18 protein-coding genes are annotated in these 16,566 nt (G+C 34.4%); all 18 read right to left on the minus strand.

Annotation, left to right across the window (positions count from 1 at the left end; all coding sequences use genetic code 11):
- Positions 1-3 precede the first annotated feature (3 nt).
- Entirely contained in the window at positions 4-1,284 is a 1,281-nt protein-coding gene (gene hisIE / locus E7276_RS00735) for a bifunctional phosphoribosyl-AMP cyclohydrolase/phosphoribosyl-ATP diphosphatase HisIE (RefSeq protein ID WP_294212459.1), read from the minus strand.
- 16 nt (positions 1,285-1,300) lie between these two features.
- Positions 1,301-1,897, minus strand: a complete 597-nt coding sequence (gene hisB, locus E7276_RS00740; RefSeq protein ID WP_294212461.1) for an imidazoleglycerol-phosphate dehydratase HisB — start codon at positions 1,895-1,897, stop codon at positions 1,301-1,303.
- Positions 1,898-1,996: 99 nt separating this feature from the next.
- Positions 1,997-3,289, minus strand: coding sequence for a histidinol dehydrogenase (hisD, locus tag E7276_RS00745; RefSeq protein WP_294212463.1), 1,293 nt, complete (start codon positions 3,287-3,289; stop codon positions 1,997-1,999).
- Positions 3,276-3,935, minus strand: a complete 660-nt coding sequence (hisG, locus tag E7276_RS00750) for an ATP phosphoribosyltransferase (protein WP_294212465.1) — start codon at positions 3,933-3,935, stop codon at positions 3,276-3,278. The genes hisD and hisG overlap by 14 nt, the downstream gene beginning before the upstream one ends.
- On the minus strand, positions 3,935-4,921 hold the full coding sequence (gene hisZ, locus E7276_RS00755) for an ATP phosphoribosyltransferase regulatory subunit (protein WP_294212469.1): 987 nt from the start codon (positions 4,919-4,921) through the stop codon (positions 3,935-3,937). The genes hisG and hisZ overlap by 1 nt, the downstream gene beginning before the upstream one ends.
- Positions 4,922-5,087: 166 nt before the next feature.
- Positions 5,088-5,639: a GNAT family N-acetyltransferase gene (locus E7276_RS00760; RefSeq protein WP_294212472.1), complete on the minus strand. Its 552-nt coding sequence runs from the start codon at positions 5,637-5,639 to the stop codon at positions 5,088-5,090.
- Between the two features lie 23 nt (positions 5,640-5,662).
- A complete protein-coding gene (locus E7276_RS00765; RefSeq protein ID WP_294212474.1) occupies positions 5,663-5,911 on the minus strand; it encodes a DUF1653 domain-containing protein in 249 nt (82 codons plus the stop codon).
- A gap of 14 nt (positions 5,912-5,925) precedes the next feature.
- Complete coding sequence (locus E7276_RS00770; protein ID WP_294212476.1) at positions 5,926-6,729, minus strand: CPBP family intramembrane glutamic endopeptidase; 804 nt, start codon at positions 6,727-6,729, stop codon at positions 5,926-5,928.
- Between the two features lie 54 nt (positions 6,730-6,783).
- Positions 6,784-7,431, minus strand: coding sequence for a DUF6796 family protein (locus tag E7276_RS00775; RefSeq protein ID WP_294212478.1), 648 nt, complete (start codon positions 7,429-7,431; stop codon positions 6,784-6,786).
- 141 nt (positions 7,432-7,572) lie between these two features.
- Complete coding sequence (locus tag E7276_RS00780) at positions 7,573-8,853, minus strand: MFS transporter (RefSeq protein ID WP_294212480.1); 1,281 nt, start codon at positions 8,851-8,853, stop codon at positions 7,573-7,575.
- A gap of 204 nt (positions 8,854-9,057) precedes the next feature.
- Positions 9,058-9,744 (minus strand): GNAT family N-acetyltransferase, encoded by a 687-nt coding sequence (locus E7276_RS00785; protein ID WP_294212481.1) that lies wholly within the window; start codon positions 9,742-9,744, stop codon positions 9,058-9,060.
- Positions 9,745-9,747: 3 nt separating this feature from the next.
- Positions 9,748-10,380, minus strand: coding sequence for a DUF998 domain-containing protein (locus tag E7276_RS00790; protein ID WP_294212485.1), 633 nt, complete (start codon positions 10,378-10,380; stop codon positions 9,748-9,750).
- Between the two features lie 80 nt (positions 10,381-10,460).
- Positions 10,461-11,789 carry a sensor histidine kinase gene (locus E7276_RS00795; RefSeq protein WP_294212488.1) on the minus strand — a complete coding sequence of 443 codons (1,329 nt, stop codon included), beginning with the start codon at positions 11,787-11,789 and terminating at the stop codon, positions 10,461-10,463.
- Between the two features lie 178 nt (positions 11,790-11,967).
- On the minus strand, positions 11,968-12,174 hold the full coding sequence (locus E7276_RS00800; RefSeq protein ID WP_294212491.1) for a hypothetical protein: 207 nt from the start codon (positions 12,172-12,174) through the stop codon (positions 11,968-11,970).
- Between the two features lie 142 nt (positions 12,175-12,316).
- Complete coding sequence (locus E7276_RS00805) at positions 12,317-13,042, minus strand: LytR/AlgR family response regulator transcription factor (RefSeq protein ID WP_294212494.1); 726 nt, start codon at positions 13,040-13,042, stop codon at positions 12,317-12,319.
- A 113-nt stretch (positions 13,043-13,155) separates the two neighbouring features.
- Positions 13,156-13,689, minus strand: a complete 534-nt coding sequence (locus E7276_RS00810; protein WP_294212497.1) for a Holliday junction resolvase RecU — start codon at positions 13,687-13,689, stop codon at positions 13,156-13,158.
- Positions 13,676-14,611, minus strand: coding sequence for an RluA family pseudouridine synthase (locus E7276_RS00815; protein WP_294212500.1), 936 nt, complete (start codon positions 14,609-14,611; stop codon positions 13,676-13,678). The genes E7276_RS00810 and E7276_RS00815 overlap by 14 nt, the downstream gene beginning before the upstream one ends.
- Positions 14,580-16,562 carry a YgiQ family radical SAM protein gene (locus tag E7276_RS00820; protein ID WP_294212502.1) on the minus strand — a complete coding sequence of 661 codons (1,983 nt, stop codon included), beginning with the start codon at positions 16,560-16,562 and terminating at the stop codon, positions 14,580-14,582. Before E7276_RS00820 ends, E7276_RS00815 begins: the two co-directional genes overlap by 32 nt.
- Between the last annotated feature and the right edge of the window lie 4 nt (positions 16,563-16,566).

Genomic DNA, 16,566 nt, shown 5'->3' on the forward strand with positions numbered 1-16,566 from the left:
TTCCTATCTCTGAGCAAGCTCCGAGGTGATATCTTCCCAAGTTACACCCTTTTCGGCCATCAGAACCATAATATGATACAGGAAATCAGAAATCTCATATTTTGTTTCCTCAGGGTCAGGATTCTTAGCGGCAATAACAATCTCTGTTGCTTCCTCGCCAACCTTCTTGAGAATCTTATCAAGTCCTTTATCAAATAAATAATTTGTATAAGAACCTTCTTTTGGATGTTGTTTTCTATCTAAAATGATAGAGTAAACATCCTCAAATACCTTAAGTGGATTACGCTCAATATACTCCTTTTTTACAATCTCATTAAAGAAGCAGCTTGGCGCACCAGTGTGACAAGCAACTCCTACTTGAGAAACTTTCGCCAAAATAGTATCAAAATCACAATCAGCAGTCAATGATTTAACAAATTGGAAATGACCGCTAGTCTCGCCCTTAACCCAAAGAGCTTTTCTTGAACGAGAAAAATATGTCATTCTGCCAGTACGAATTGTTGTATTAAATGACTCTTCGTTCATATAGGCAAGCATAAGTACTTCACCAGTCTGAAAATCCTGAACAATAGCAGGAACAAGCCCGTGTGAATTAGGTTTTAAATCTGACCAATTAAGCTTTGGTTCAAAATTGTCCATTTTGATACCAGCATCAGAAAGTTCACTCTTTATCTGCATTATATCAGAATTTCTGTCATTAAAATATGTACCGGAAATTCCTCTAATTTGATCAGATTTAAGAAGCTTTGCAACATATTCAAAGCTGTAATCATCAACCTGAACAATGTAAGGAATTGTTGTGATGTTCTCAAGTCCCTCTAGAAGAGTTGTGTTCATTATTAATAGCTCGTGTACATTGTTAGCTAGAAAATCCTTTGTTTTAAAAAGAAAATCTACTGTGCTAAGACTTACAAGCATTTTTTGTGCACCAAATCGTGCTGATGCTTCTTTAATTAAATCTATAGTTTCTGGCTTTGAACCATTTAAAATTACCTCAATACAGCCTGCGTAAAGAAGCTTTTTTACATCCTCGAGACGTTTGATATTTCCGCCACCAGCAGTTTTAACCTGAATGTTTCTATTAATTTCTCTGATAGCTAAAATATTTTTATCATGCTCCTCATCATCTGTAGACAAATCATAGCAAATAATTTTATCTATACCACTATCATCATAAGCAGATGCCAATTCAAGGACATCTATTTTTTCTTCTAAATCTGTAGGGCTTTTAACCGCCATACCATCTTTGATGTAGATGGTAGCAACTATATTTTTGTGCTCCATAAAAATACTCCTCCGATTAAATTGATCCTTTTGTACTCATAGTCATATTTTGAATTCTAGGATCAATAATTGTTGCTTCGTCTAGGGCTTTAGCAAAGGCTTTAAACATTGCTTCACACATGTGATGTGAATTGCCAGGCGACAAAACCTTAATGTGTAAATTCATTGATGCAGAATATGAAATAGCATAGAAAAATTCCTTTACCATTTCTGTATCCATATAACCAATTTTCTCAGTAGGAAAATCTGCTTCAAATGATAAATATGGTCTATTACATAAATCAACAGCAACAAGAACTAATGTCTCATCCATAGGGAGAATACAACTGCCATATCTTTTTATACCAAGTTTATTGCCACATGCTTTTTTAATTGCATTTCCAAGAACTATTCCTGTGTCCTCGATAGTATGGTGACAATCAACCTGAAGATCACCTTTAATTTGAGCATCTAAATTGAATAGTCCATGTCTTGTAAAGGCTTCTAACATGTGATCAAAAAACCCAATACCAGAGTTGACTGAACACTCTCCTTTTCCATCTAAAGAAAAATCGATTGTAATATCTGTTTCCTTTGTTTTTCTAGCAATTTTAGCTCTTCGTTCTTCTGTCATAATTCGCCCCAATCAGTAAATAACCACTCTAGAAATAATTATACCTAAGTATAATAAATTAATAAAGTTACAAGTATAAAGATATGTTTATCATTTTAATTAAATGTCTTCAAATCTGACTTTAATTGAATTTGCGTGAGCTGTAAGCTGCTCATTATTTGCAAACTTTACAATGTCTGGATATACCTTTTCTAAGGCCTCTTTTGAGTAAGAAATAATGCTAGATTTCTTAATAAAATCATCTACTGAAAGAGCTGAAAAGAATCTAGCAGTTCCATTTGTAGGAAGAACATGATTAGGCCCTGCAAAATAATCTCCAAGAGGCTCTGAAGAATATTGTCCAAGGAAAATTGCTCCTGCATTTTTTATATAAGTCATATCCTCAAATGGATTTGCTGTAACTATTTCTAAATGCTCTGATGCAATTGCATTTACGCAATCAATTGCATCCTTTTTGTCATCAGCGATTAATAAATATCCAAAATTATCCAATGATTTCTGGATAATATCTTTTCTAGATAAAATTTGTACAAAACGATTGATTTCACTTTCTACTTTGTCCGCAAGTTCTGCAGATGTTGTAACAAGTATTGCAGAGGCAAGCTCATCATGTTCTGCTTGTGAAAGTAAATCTGCAGCTACATAAGTAGGATTCGCTGTTTCATCTGCTAGCACCAAAATCTCTGATGGACCTGCAATTGAATCGATAGAAACATATCCAAAGACTGCCTTTTTAGCCAGTGCAACAAAAATATTTCCTGGACCAACAATTTTGTCTACCTTTGTAATACTTTCTGTACCAAAGGCTAGAGCCGCAATAGCCTGAGCTCCACCGCATTTATAAATCACATCAACTCCAGCTTCATTTGCTGCAACAAGTGTGCTAGGATTAACCTTTCCCTCTTTGTTACATGGTGTAGTCATATAAATTTCTGGTACACCTGCAACCTTTGCTGGCATAACATTCATTAAAACTGAAGAAGGATAAACTGCTTTGCCACCAGGAACATAAACTCCAACCTTCGCAAGGGGTGTTACCTTTTGTCCTAAAATGATTCCGTCCTCTGATGTAAACCAACTATTTTGCTTTTGCTTTGCATGGTACTTTTCGATGTTAATAAGAGCCTTTCTAATTACATCAACAAGCTCCTGTGGCACCTTAGTATAAGCTTCTTCTATTTCTTCCTTTGTCACAACAACGTTGGATTTATTTATTTCAGCCCCATCAAATTTCTTCGTATATGCGAATACAGCTTCGTCGCCCTTTTCTCTTACCGCATTTACGATATCGTTGACAGTGCCCTCATATTCTGTATATTGACTTGGGCTACGCTTTAATAATGATTCTAAAATATTATCAATTGTATCCTTTGTAAGCTTAAGCTTTCTCATTTTCTAATGCTCCCTTTAGCTTTTCAATTAGTTCAGTAATTCTCTCATTTTCCATTTTCATAGAGACCTGATTAACTACCATCCTAGCTGACAGTGGACATACTTCTTCAAGTACAACTAATCCATTTTCTCTAAGGGTTGATCCGGTTTCTACAATATCAACGATTACCTCTGACAAACCAACAATTGGTGCAAGCTCTATCGAACCATTGAGCTTTATAATTTCCACTGTTTGATTTTTTGTATTGTAAAAATAATCCTTTGCAATACGAGGATATTTGCTGGCAACTCTAATTAATTCATGATGCTTCAAAAGCTCTGCAGCTTCTGCTGGACCACATACGCACATGCGGCATTTGCCAAATCCAAGGTCAAGCACTTCATAAATATTTCTGTTTTCCTCAAGTATTGTATCCTCACCTACAACGCCAATATCAGCGGCACCATATTCAACATAGGTCGGAACATCAGGTCCTTTTGCCAAAAAAAATCTGAGCTTTAATTCTTCGTTTGTAAATATCAGTTTCCTAGTATCAGGATCTTTCATTTCCTCGCATGTAATGCCGATACTTTCAAATAATTCTAATGTCTTTTTTGCCAATCTGCCTTTTCCTAAGGCAAAGGTCAAATATCTATCTTCACTCATTACCTTCTCCTAAGTGCTAACATCAACTGATCAACTGTAATAGCAAACCCAATAGCAGGTGAATCCTTGCCAAAATGACTAAGCAGTGAATCATATCTACCACCTTTTACAAGTGGCTCACCCACTCCGTAAGAATAACCTGTAAAAATGATTCCAGTATAATACTTATATTCAGAAATCATTCCTAGCTCAAATGAAATATAATCCATGACACCATTTTTATCTAAAAGCTCATATAGCTTTGTAAGATATTCAAGTGCATCATATACTTTTTTATATTTCTTTGCTTTATCTAGATATGGCGCCCATTCCTTTGGTGAATTCATTATCTTTCCAGTAATGTCAAATAAATCAATCAGGCCCTTACTTACTTCAGCCTGCTCTAACAATTCTTTGGCTCCAAAGAAATTTTTATTGGAAATCAAGTTGATGAGCTTTTCTTCTTTTTCTTCAGAAAGATTAGCTGCATCAATAAGTCCTCGAACTATATCGATATGACCTACTCCAATTTCAAATTCCTTTAATCCAATTGATTTTAAAGCATTAACAACTATAGTGAGAATCTCAGCATCAGCATCAACAGAGCTATCGCCAATAAACTCGCAGCCTGCCTGTGTACTCTCTTTAAGTCTGCCTTGAAGACTATGATAATTAATAAAAACATTTCCTTCATAGCAAAGCTTAACAGCTTCATCTGTATCTGAAAAATACATAGCAGCAGCTCTGGCAACTGATGGAGTAATATCCGGTCTCAAAACTAAGGTATTGCCATCTCTATCAAAAAATTTGAACATTTCATTTGATTTGCAAGAACCTACCTCCTTTGAAAAGGTATCAAAATACTCAAAGGTCGGTGTAGAAATTGGCGAATAACCTGAATCCTTAAAGCACTTTCTAAGGTTATATAAAACATCCAATCTCTGCTCATATTCACTGTTATAAATGTCTCTAACTCCTTCTGGAGTATGTAATGTAAGATTTTTCATTTCCCCACCTCGCACTTTAGTGTGATAAAGAACTAAAGTCATTATACTTTAATAGTGATGTGAAGTCAATATTTGGTTATATCCTAGCTTACCGCCATTACCCTATAGTAGAAACTATTCAATTCTTAGAAAAAATGAGCTGCTTACCGCAACTCATTTTCAATCATTATTTATTAAGTTCCATTCTCATGGCAATCAATTCCTGAAAACCACTAATCCTTGAATTAAATCCAAGAGGATTTCTTCCCATTTCAATAAATCCTAGTTTTTTATAGAGTAAATAAGCTTTATCATTATCACTAACAACTTCTAGTTCAAGCTGAAGATATCCTGCAGCCTTAGCGCAATCAATGCATACTTTAGTAAGAATAGTGCCAATACCTAGTCCCCAATATTCTTTTAAAATAGATATACCAAAATTTGCTCTATGCTTAAGCTTATATTGTTTTCCTGTACTTTCTACTCCAGCAGAACCCACTAGTTTACCATTGTAAATAGCAACTAGTTGTAAATCCCTATCACTATCTATACTTTCTTGAATAAAATCCGCTTCATCTTGTACTGAGAAAGAATTCTCATCTGTATAAGACAATAAATAATCAGTCTCTTCATGAGTCAATAAAAATTCATCCAGTAATTCCTTAGCATCTGAAGTTTCAGCATTTCTAATTACTATTTCATCTCCATTTTTCAAATAATAGGTTTTATTAAATCTCAAAGCCAAGCCCCCTAAATTCTATTTTATTTCGCCTTCTTGCTAGCGATTTCTTGTAGTTCAAATCTATATTTCTGTTTTACCTCAGGATATTTAGCATGATCAACCTCAGATAAGAACATCTCCTTTGGACGAACCCAAAGAGAACCATCATCATAAAGCTTACGATATACTACCATCTCTTCTTGTGTTTCAGAATCTCTAGCCACATCCTCGACTAAATAATAATCCCCTTTAAAGTGTTTATATACTCTGTGCAATACTAATTCCTGCATAATCATATTCTCCTTTAAATTCTATAATCGATATTAAAAATCTTAGAATTTTTCTTGTTCTCTGTCAAACAAATAAGTCCAATAATAAAAATGTAAATAATCGAAAGAATGACATAAAACCATATATTAACTTTTAAAAAGCAATATAAGAAATTGAAGCAAAAATGAACAACTATTCCATATATAAGATTATCATGTTCCTCCATAAAATAATTCATGATAAAACATAATCCAGTCATTACCATTACATTTGAAATAATATATGGAAGCATTTCAATTCCCATAAAATCAGAATCAACAAACCAAAGTACAGCATGCCAAAAAGCCCATATAACGCCCTGAATCACCGAGGCTTTAAAAAAGCTATATTTTGAGTTTAAATATGGTCTTAAATAACCACGCCATCCAGACTCCTCTCCTGTAGGCCCTGTAGTAATGGAGAATAAAAATGACGCCCAAAATGGATACGTTCCAAGACTCCAATATGAGTTAAATGTACTATTCTCTATTATCGATAGGATAAATACAGAGAGAAGTGTTGCAGCAGCAGTTATGGCTCCTGCAACACCCAAACAAAAGAATGAAACTTTGCCACCAAATGCTTTTTTATAAAAGGAGCGTATAGATTTATTTGGAGAGAAATATTTAAATCCGGCTAAAAGCACTAAAGTTGGCGACCAAGCGCAAATATTAGAAAGTATACGCATGACTACTGGAGGGCAATGAAATACCATACTTGCAGTACCGCATATACCAATTACCATTATCCAAAATACTAAATAACTCAGTAAAACATAACGTTTTATTCTTGTATCCATATCAATCCTCTTCTAATGTCCCATATATTTTCGTATCTTTTACTATTAAAAGTTCTATACCATAAGTGCTAATACTCCATACATAGCCATTCCTAAACTAGCGGCACAGCAGCTTGGTGCATCTATAAATATCTTAAGTCCTGTCCTCCGAAGCAATAAACCTAGCAGTTGGAATACTAAAGGGTTTAATGCCAAACACCATATCGGCAATATCAAAATACCATTAATTATTAATCCCATTACAACAATTGAAGGAACTATCACTAGCATGCAATAAAGAGTAAAAAAGGGTATATATATTTGTGCGAATAAATCATATATAAGTTCTTTCGCTAGTTCTCTTTCACTTCTAACAGAAAGCTTCTGGTAAATAGTAGGCTGCAGGCACAAAAAAATGTGAATCATAAATCCACCCATTGCACCTATCAAAAATATAGCAGACAAAACTCCCGGAAATAGTTGATAGGACTCTGTCATTTTATTCATAAGCGCTACAAATCCACAGGAATACATTGGAACAGCAAACATAGCCAAAATGCCTGATATAACAAAACGCCAATGAGACATATTCTCCCATTCGCTATCTATAATTCCATTTTTTATATTATTAGGTCCCTTTAGATCTAATAACAAATCTGCAATAGCACATAGCAAACCGCCCACTATACCTATAACTGCTAAAATATTATTTACAAAAAACATGATACATTCTCCATAAATCATTCTCATTCATTTTTATAATCCTATAATATCAATACTAAAAAAACAGACTTAAATCGCACTGATTTAAGTCTGTTTTACACTAATTTATATTAATTTTAAGTGATTTGAATTTAGTATTTTTCATTGTTCTATAAATCTGTATTTTTTCATGGATTGTCCAGAAACCAGGCATAACAATGTACCAGAAATTCCAAGAACAAACATCATAAGAGCTGCACCAGAGCCTTTGCCTGTACCAAATAGTGCATTCCAGAATGAATTATACCTATGATATGCCATAAATGGTTCGCATATGTTATCTACGCTAAATCCACCTAGAAACAGCCCTATAGGAATTGTAAAAAACTGAAGTGTGTTTCTACAAGCATAGACTCTTCCTTGCAATTCAACTGGTATATTACTACGCATAATAACGTCTTGATTAGCAACCATAAGTGGCACAAAGAACCATCCTATAAATTGTCCAACACACCAAACAATTGAACTACTTGAAAATGCTAATATAAAGTTTTCAATTCCAAGAGAAAACAGCATTGTAAGATAAATTACTCTTACTCTATTCTTTGGCTTTGGAAGAATCGTAGGTAAAAAACTTCCTATTACCATGGCAATTCCTGAACAGGCTGTTACGATTCCAAGTGTATTATTTCCTGCCTTAGGAATCACAAGTGCTGGAAGAACTGCATCAAATGTAGAAGCAGTAAGATTAACACCAGCCATAAAGAGAATAATAGTAAATATCATAGGATTATTTTTTAGGAAAGATAGCCCTTCTTTTGCAAGGATAAGAATACTATCATTTTGGTCCTCCTCTTTTGTTATTTCAGGCAAACTAATAAATAACGATAGTGAAATAAATGCCACAACAAATGTTAAAAGGTCTACCATGATGACTATATCTAATCCTGCTAGTCCATAAAGCGATGCAGCTAAAATAGGATTGCCTATGGAAATCAGTGATCTACTAAGAGATTGTAAACCACTGGTCTTTTGATAATCATCCTTTGGTACCACCAGAGTATACGCTACTTCTGATGCCGGTTGTTGTACTGTATTCATAAGCCCCGAAAACATGTTTATTGCATAAAGATGCCACATTGTCAGGGTATCAATTTTGTAGAGAATAAAAACCAAAATTGTAGTAAACGCAGCCAAAAGATCACATACCAACATAGTTTTCTTTTTGTTAAACCTATCTGTTATTGCCCCAGCAAAAATGCTCATTGCAACATAAGGAGCATAGGTGCAGATAGATAAAGCTGCCGTACTAAGTGCAGAACCTGTTTTTTCATATATCCATAAGGTAAGTGCAAATTCAGTCATAGCACTTCCTAGTTGCGATAGACTCTGAGTGCTCCAAAGAATATAAAAATCTCGTAATCCATGTATTCTATTTTTCATTTTTTTTGCTCCTTTTTCTAATTAATTATTATTTTGAAAAAGGAGCTACTGCAATGCAGATAATCATACTAAAACCTCCTGTATATATAACATGGTAGACAACTACCATTACAACAAGTCGTGCTTTTGCTTCATCATTATTATTTATGATTTCACAAGCTTTAAAAACTTCTTATCGTTCAGTTGCTCATTTGTTACATACTTTCAATCACAAAACAAAGCATAATTCGTGATAGGAGTCGGAGCATTTTGAGCTTCATCTTTACTGATTATATGAATTGCCCTAAATTGAATTCCATTCTCTTTAGCTGTCCGCTCCAAAATTGGTACGTACTTTGCATTAAAAGGACACTGGCTTGTATAATACAAAACATACCCATTTTCATCTATATGTGGATGCTTAGCACAGTCTTTGAATCGTGGTGGGGCTACCTTATCTTCAAACGGCAGATACCAAAGCTGAACACCATTATCTGCTTCATCGCCTACAATAAAGCCTTTATACTTCAAAAACTTCGGATCGGCCAGAAACGGCTTTTTCTTAGTTGCACATAAAATACAAAGACCCTTCTTGCCTTTTCCTTTGCTATCCTCGATGCAATCATTCAGAAGATCCGTAGAATATCCATGTCCTTTGAAAGAACCGGACACCCACAGACAGTCGATGTACATATATCCATCTGCCTCAATCGGAATCCATGCATTTTCCGCAGGGATATATTCAATGAAACACTTACCACGTTCGGCACTCTTCAGAAAAACAAGTCCATCTTCAAACCTATCAGACAGCCAAGTCTTCTTAGAAGAAACTTGTACATCTTTATTATTTGAAATAGCACAACATATATGCTCGTTTTCAATATTCTCTTTAGTCACCTGTATATAATCCATAGCCTACCCCCTATTATTTAAATCTCCCCTAAGCAAATAAACACCTAAAATACAATTAAAAATCACAACCGAGAATGTGCTTAGTCTTTCAAATAATCCAAATAGATTTTTAGGCGCTATTCCTGTACCAAGTACACCTATAAACATCATCAAAAAGCAAATAAGTGCCCAATTGCTAATGAAACTAAGACCGTCTATTCTTGCCCCAATAATAATACATATAAGGGAGGCAATCGATAAAAGCACAACTAGAATAGTTACTACAATATGCATTACATTTTGAAAACTAGACATACTTTCATTTGCAACAAGTGGAAACATTTTATAACCGATATTTGTTATCCATTCCATTGCGGCAAACAATCCAATTCCAATTTTAAAAAGCTTACAATCCTGACAACTTACTGCCACGCAAACAGCCATTATAGATACAAGGCCGCATGGACCAAATAAAGCATTTAACCTGTCAGCCAAATCTGCCGACGGCGCTCCTACTGCACTTAAATCACTAACTGCCATTGAAAGCCAATCATATCCCGGATATGCAATAGGTGAAATAAAAACCATGGCAGCATATGATAATAAACTTAATATTCCGCAAAAACCTAAATGCTCTAATCTAAACTCTTTTTTCATTAGTCTTCCTAATCCCTATCTTGCACTGAATAAAATCATTATTATAAACATGACCCTCATTTAGCTGAGTATCTAACTACCTAAATAACCATCCTAACTTTAAATACTCCATTCTCTGATATATATTTAATATCACTATCTGTTTCTTGAATAAATGCAAGTACACTTCTGGTACCAATTCCATGATTTGACATATTGCTAAATGGATATCCATCCTCATTTAGTGGCACAACCCCATCACATGAATTTACTATTTCTAGAAGAAGCTGGCTTTTATATTTTGCAGTAACTTCAATGAATCTATCATTCTCATCAAGATTCTCACAAGCATGTATTGCATTTTCTAAAAGATTGCTTATCACAATAGCAAGTTGCAATTCATCCATCTCAAGTTCTCGAGGGATATTAGTTGATACAGTAATTTTAATATTATTTAATTCCGCAAGAGAAACATAGTGAGTAAGCGATGCATTAATTGTAGCATTATCACAGTATTTCTTTATACTCCTAGGTTCTATTGCCATACGATCTTCTAAACAGCTTTTAGCTTTCTCTATATTTCCTTCTTGTAGTAATGACAAAAGTAGAGCCTCGAAGTGCCTACGGTCATGACGCATTTTTCTATCTTGCTCAATCACCTCCTCTGATGATGTAAGTCTTTCCTTCATATTTTTTGTGGCCAGTGCCATTATTTCTGCATCAGATTGAAGCTTGATTTCATTCTGCTTAAGGATAATTTCCTTTTTCAGCAAATCAGTAAATTTTTCAAGTAAAGCAAAAACGAATAAATTGAATAATATGAGAATAACAATCATCTTTGTATATTCAGTAAGAATAAAAGAATCGCCATTATTTATATATTCAACTCCTGTAAAACAATAAAAAATAATTGTTACAAATGGAAGCACCACATATGCCAATGCAACCTTATCAAATCTTCTATCTTTTTCTTTGTTTCCAAAGTAGCACATACCTTTAGCAAAGATAAACTGTACTAAAAGTGTCACGCCTGTACCAGTTGGAACCATCCATGCATAGTCCATATTATAACTATCAATTTGCCCCATATCTTCCATCGCTAAGGCAATACCAATTTCAAGGGCGCCTTGCATTGCTATATAAAAAATAAAATAGACTATACCACGTATATTATTAACCTTATAGCCAATAAATAAAGGCAAAAAATAGAAAGCAAATGCGGCAATCATATTTAAAACTGTATGACCAAATGTATTTAAATAGAAAAAGCCTACAACCGAAAAAACATAAATCACTAATAAGCAAAACCAGTTTTTCTCGAAAAAATCACGCTTTTTATAAAAATTCTTGTGAAACAAATAGTATATGTATATGGCCACAATATTTCCAACAAATAATAACGAATATGGTCCAGCAAGAAAATCAGTCATATCTACCCTTTCTTATCAAATTAGTTTATATCCCTCAGCTTTTATTCTAATAAATGCATTCAAATAAATAAAGAATAACTAACCACACTAACGCTTTGTGTCCCATATTTAATTCTAGACCATAATATTTCGTCTCATTTACCCTCCTAATGTCTATGATTAGTATCCCATAAATTGATTAATCTATAACCTTATTCGGCCATCTACATATCCCAACTTCCAAGACTGTCTCTTCTTTAATATGGAAATCTGCGTATTTGCAGTACCAACACCCCTTTATACTTTCAATTGAATCTTCTCTAGGCGTGTAAGCTGGGCAACAATCATTAGGCCAGACGCTTCCATCTTTTTTTGGAATTTCATAAACATGATTTTCTTTTGCCATAGTATTTCCTCTTTTTATGTCACCTTTCAATAACAAATATATCACAATGCATATATACAGAATTTTTTCACACTGTTTTCCCCCGAATTTGCACGGAATTAAAAAAAGACATATCAAAATGACATGTCTTTTTTGATTTATATTAAAATCTAAAATCCATATATGCATCCATCACTTCAGAATGTCTGCTTTTTGAAACTGGAAGTATCTCTTTATTTCTAAGAGTTATCTCAGTTTTAGTTAGTTTATCAATTGCACCAACATTTACTGCAATTGACTCATGACACCTTACAAAATCAGTTCCTCCATGATTCTCATCGAGATAATCAGAAAATCCTACTCGAAGCGTTGGTGGAGAGATGCATTCTCCAGAGCCCAAATGATATGTAACCAAATGATTTCGGTATTCAATATAGAGAATATCATCAAGCTTAATAGTTTGAAATCCACCTTTGACTTTAATTAGGACGCTTTTATCATTCTCTAAATCTATGCGACTAATAGCTAAATCAAGAGTGGAAAATAGTTTTTCTCTATCAACAGGTTTTAAAATATAATTAATAGGATTTACATCAAAAGATTCTAGCGCATATGTGCTTTCTGAAGTAGCGAAAATAATCTGTGCATCCGGCTGATTCCATCTAAGCTCTCTAGCCGCCTCAATACCTGTGACCATAGGCATAACAATATCTAGAATATAAATATGAGGTCTGAACCCCATGCATTCTTCCAAAAGAGCATCTGGATGATTAAATACCTTTACGTCTGCGTTTATGTTTTTTTCCTGTAAATATTCATCTACAAAATTTAAAATCCTTTGACAATCTCTTTTGTCGTCATCACATAAAGCAATTCTTAATTTATTCATACCCACTCCTAAATAATCCTTACTTAGTTCATTATAACACTATCTAATATTATCACTAATAAAAAACCAGACCCTGATATCACATATTTGGGTCTGGTTTGCACTTATAAATTTTATGGCCTGGTAGACAAATCAATGTTGATCATATCTAGATAAGGCACTAGCAAATTAGGCTTTGTAGTAAAGAAATACTTTTCATCTAATTCTTCGATTCTAAAGCTTTTTCTGCCGCCTTCCTGCATCCTGTCCCAGAATGATTTCAGCTTTTCGTAGGTTAGATAATAATACATATCTCGCTCGCTAAAGAAAATCAAAATAAACGCCAGTCCATCCTGCGCTTCCCATTTGCCCATAAAATCAATCTGATGTGCATGTATATTTTGAAGTGGAAATGTGTCTTTATTACATTCTTTTGCGTCAAAACATACTGGAATTCCTTGGATTGCCCCCACATAATCGACAGTTGATTTTTGGTCAAAATAGGCAAGAGTAATATGCCCTTTTTTACTGTCCATATCTATAGGTGTAATTGGTGTGGGAATTTTCTGGATGAGAGCTAAACCGTTTTCGGCATAAACCTCATTTGTTTTATTTATGAATTCTTCAAATGTGGATCCACGAAGTCCACGTGACTTAAATGTACTCATTAAACTCCCTCGGTAAATCACAGACATATTTCCTTCCGTCTGCAAATTCAATGGAATATGCATGCAGAAGCTGCCCTCTTACCTTTTGTTTTTTATTAATTATCGTATTTCCGTATTTATTATCTCCTAAAATTGGATGCCCTATAGAGGCCAAATGTGCTCTAATCTGATGAGTTCTACCTGTAATCAAATGAATCTCAAGCAAAGTAAAATCATCTCCAATATTTTTTATTGGTCGATAAGCTGTCTTGATTGGCTTTGAATCTTTTGCCTCATGATCCAAAATAGTTACCTTATTTGTGGATTCATCCTTAGATAAAAAACCATTAATCTCCTGCTTACAGTCAATTTTGCCAAGAACTACAGTACGATACATCTTTCTACAGCTTCGTTCTTTTAATGCTTCACCTAATTCCTGTGCAGCATGTAGATTCTTTGCAAAAAGTACTATGCCAGAAGTATTTCTATCCAACCTGTTACAAACGCTTGGATGGAAATGTTTAAAGCGTTCTTCACTAAGCTGGCCCTCATTAATCATATAGGATATAGCCATCTCATTTATTGAAACATCTGAGGGTGTATCCTTTTGAGATTTTATTCCTGCTGGTTTATTAATAATGATAATATCATCATCCTCATAAACTATAGAAATATTATGATTTACTTCTTTGATGGAATAATAGAGTTCATCTCTATCATCAGCTCCCGCCATTTTGGCAAAAGTTTCATCAGAAAACCAAATCTTGATATTATCGCCTATATTAAGTTTCTCTGACCCATCAGCTTTTTTGTCATTCAAAGTAATATTCTTCTTACGAAGCATTTTATAAATAAAGCTTGTGCTTGCGTTAGGAAGAACGCGTTTTAAAAATTTATCAAAACGTTGATTACTATCGTTTGCGCTTATTTTTAGTTCTTTCATTTGACTTATTATGTTTGCCAGAATTATTTGTTCTGGAAGACTTATTATTTTTATTTATAGATTTTGACCCTTTTGAACCATCTTTTGTTTCATTTGTTTTCGGTGCATTTGAATGGTTCTTTTTAGGTTCGTTTTTCTTGAATTCTCGGCTCTTTATTTTTCTTGGTGGGATGAGACATTCCTCACCAAAGCCAATTAAATCTTCACGACCAGCCTTCATAAGAGCTTCTTTAACCAAATCATAGTTTTCAGGTCTCTTGTATTGAATCAGAGCTCTTTGCATGGCTTTTTCATGAGGATTCTTACAAACATAAACAGGCTTCATATCCCTAGGATCAATTTCAGTGTAGTACATGGTAGTTGATATTGTACTAGGAGTAGGATAAAAATCCTGAACCTGCTCTGGAGACAAATGATGGTCTCTTAAATACTCTGCAAGAGCAATGGCATCGTCCAAAGTTGAACCTGGATGAGAGCTCATAAGATATGGCACCAAATATTGCTTTAAGCCTAGTTCTTTGTTTATCTTTGCATATTTCTCACAAAAGCTATTGTATATAGAAATATCAGGCTTACCCAGATAGGAAAGCACATTATTTGAAATATGCTCAGGCGCAACCTTTAGCTGTCCACTAACGTGATATTTACATAAATCTCTAAGGAATGTATCGTCTTTATCGTACATGGCATAGTCAAATCGTACACCAGAACGTACAAAGACCTTCTTAATTCCTGGAAGTTTTCTAAGCTTAGTAAGCAATGATACATAATCTTTGTGATCCACCTCTAGATTTGGGCATTTTGTAGGGAATAGACATTGTCTATGCATGCACACACCCTTTGTCATCTGTTTTTTGCAGGATGGATTTCTAAAGTTAGCTGTAGGGCCACCTACATCATGAATGTAACCCTTAAACTCAGGATCCTTTGAAATGAGCTTTGCTTCCTCAATAATAGATTCATGACTTCTAGACTGAATAATTCGTCCCTGATGGAATGTAAGGGCACAGAAATTGCATCCGCCAAAGCATCCTCTATTACTAATCAATGAGAATTTTACTTCTTTGATGGCTGGGATTCCGCCATCCTTTTCATAGATTGGATGATAGGTACGCATATATTCAATTGCATATACATCATCCATCTCTTGTCTTGTTAGAGGCTCCTGAGGTGGATTCTGTATAACAAACATAGCCCCATCATATGTTTCTACTAATTTTTTAGCTGTAAAGGCATCCGTATTTACGTATTGAGTATAAAAGCTTTTAGCATATGTAGCTTTATCTGCTTTTATTTCTTCGTAGGACGGCAAAATAATTGCATCCTCAGTGAACTCAACATCTCTTGTTTTGAAAACAGTACCAGGAATATAAGTAATATCCTTAACATCCATTCCCGAAGCAAGACAATCTGCGATTTCGATAACTGAACGTTCACCCATACCATAGGAAATCAAATCCGCTCCTGAATCCAACAATATAGAACGTCTAATTTTGTTAGACCAGTAGTCATAGTGCGCTAATCTTCGAAGGGATGCTTCGATACCTCCAATGATTATTGGCTTTTTCTTATAGGTATGCCTTATTAAATTACAGTAAACAACAGTGGCATAATCTGGCCTAAGTCCAATCTTGCCACCTGGAGAATAGTTATCAAATTCTCTTCTATGTTTTGAAACGCTGTAATGATTTACCATTGAATCCATATTACCAGCGCTTACAAAAAAGCCTAATCTAGGCTCTCCCAATATATTAATAGAGTTGTCATCCTTCCAATCTGGTTGAGCAATAATGCCAACAGAATATCCATGCAACTCAAGAAGGCGGCAAATAATTGCCGCCCCGAATGAAGGATGATCTACATATGCATCTCCACAAACATAGACAAAATCAAGTTGAGAAATGCCACGTTCATCCATATCTTCTTTAGAAATAGGTAAAAACTTTTGCATTAAA

The sequence above is a fragment of the Pseudobutyrivibrio sp. genome (assembly GCF_015057185.1).
Lineage (GTDB): Bacteria > Bacillota > Clostridia > Lachnospirales > Lachnospiraceae > Pseudobutyrivibrio.

Bases quoted from the DNA above. Each gene is read 5' to 3' on its own strand.
- hisB (WP_294212461.1), bottom strand. From the start codon at position 1,897: ATGACAGAAGAACGAAGAGCTAAAATTGCTAGAAAAACAAAGGAAACA.
- E7276_RS00785 (WP_294212481.1), bottom strand. From the start codon at position 9,744: ATGGATTATATACAGGTGACTAAAGAGAATATTGAAAACGAGCATATA.
- E7276_RS00820 (WP_294212502.1), bottom strand. From the start codon at position 16,562: ATGCAAAAGTTTTTACCTATTTCTAAAGAAGATATGGATGAACGTGGC.
- E7276_RS00810 (WP_294212497.1), bottom strand. From the start codon at position 13,689: ATGAGTACATTTAAGTCACGTGGACTTCGTGGATCCACATTTGAAGAA.
- E7276_RS00800 (WP_294212491.1), bottom strand. From the start codon at position 12,174: ATGGCAAAAGAAAATCATGTTTATGAAATTCCAAAAAAAGATGGAAGC.
- E7276_RS00790 (WP_294212485.1), bottom strand. From the start codon at position 10,380: ATGAAAAAAGAGTTTAGATTAGAGCATTTAGGTTTTTGCGGAATATTA.
- E7276_RS00815 (WP_294212500.1), bottom strand. From the start codon at position 14,611: ATGAAAGAACTAAAAATAAGCGCAAACGATAGTAATCAACGTTTTGAT.
- E7276_RS00805 (WP_294212494.1), bottom strand. From the start codon at position 13,042: ATGAATAAATTAAGAATTGCTTTATGTGATGACGACAAAAGAGATTGT.
- E7276_RS00795 (WP_294212488.1), bottom strand. From the start codon at position 11,789: ATGACTGATTTTCTTGCTGGACCATATTCGTTATTATTTGTTGGAAAT.
- hisD (WP_294212463.1), bottom strand. From the start codon at position 3,289: ATGAGAAAGCTTAAGCTTACAAAGGATACAATTGATAATATTTTAGAA.
- E7276_RS00775 (WP_294212478.1), bottom strand. From the start codon at position 7,431: ATGTTTTTTGTAAATAATATTTTAGCAGTTATAGGTATAGTGGGCGGT.
- hisG (WP_294212465.1), bottom strand. From the start codon at position 3,935: ATGAGTGAAGATAGATATTTGACCTTTGCCTTAGGAAAAGGCAGATTG.
- hisIE (WP_294212459.1), bottom strand. From the start codon at position 1,284: ATGGAGCACAAAAATATAGTTGCTACCATCTACATCAAAGATGGTATG.
- E7276_RS00770 (WP_294212476.1), bottom strand. From the start codon at position 6,729: ATGGATACAAGAATAAAACGTTATGTTTTACTGAGTTATTTAGTATTT.
- hisZ (WP_294212469.1), bottom strand. From the start codon at position 4,921: ATGAAAAATCTTACATTACATACTCCAGAAGGAGTTAGAGACATTTAT.
- E7276_RS00765 (WP_294212474.1), bottom strand. From the start codon at position 5,911: ATGCAGGAATTAGTATTGCACAGAGTATATAAACACTTTAAAGGGGAT.
- E7276_RS00780 (WP_294212480.1), bottom strand. From the start codon at position 8,853: ATGAAAAATAGAATACATGGATTACGAGATTTTTATATTCTTTGGAGC.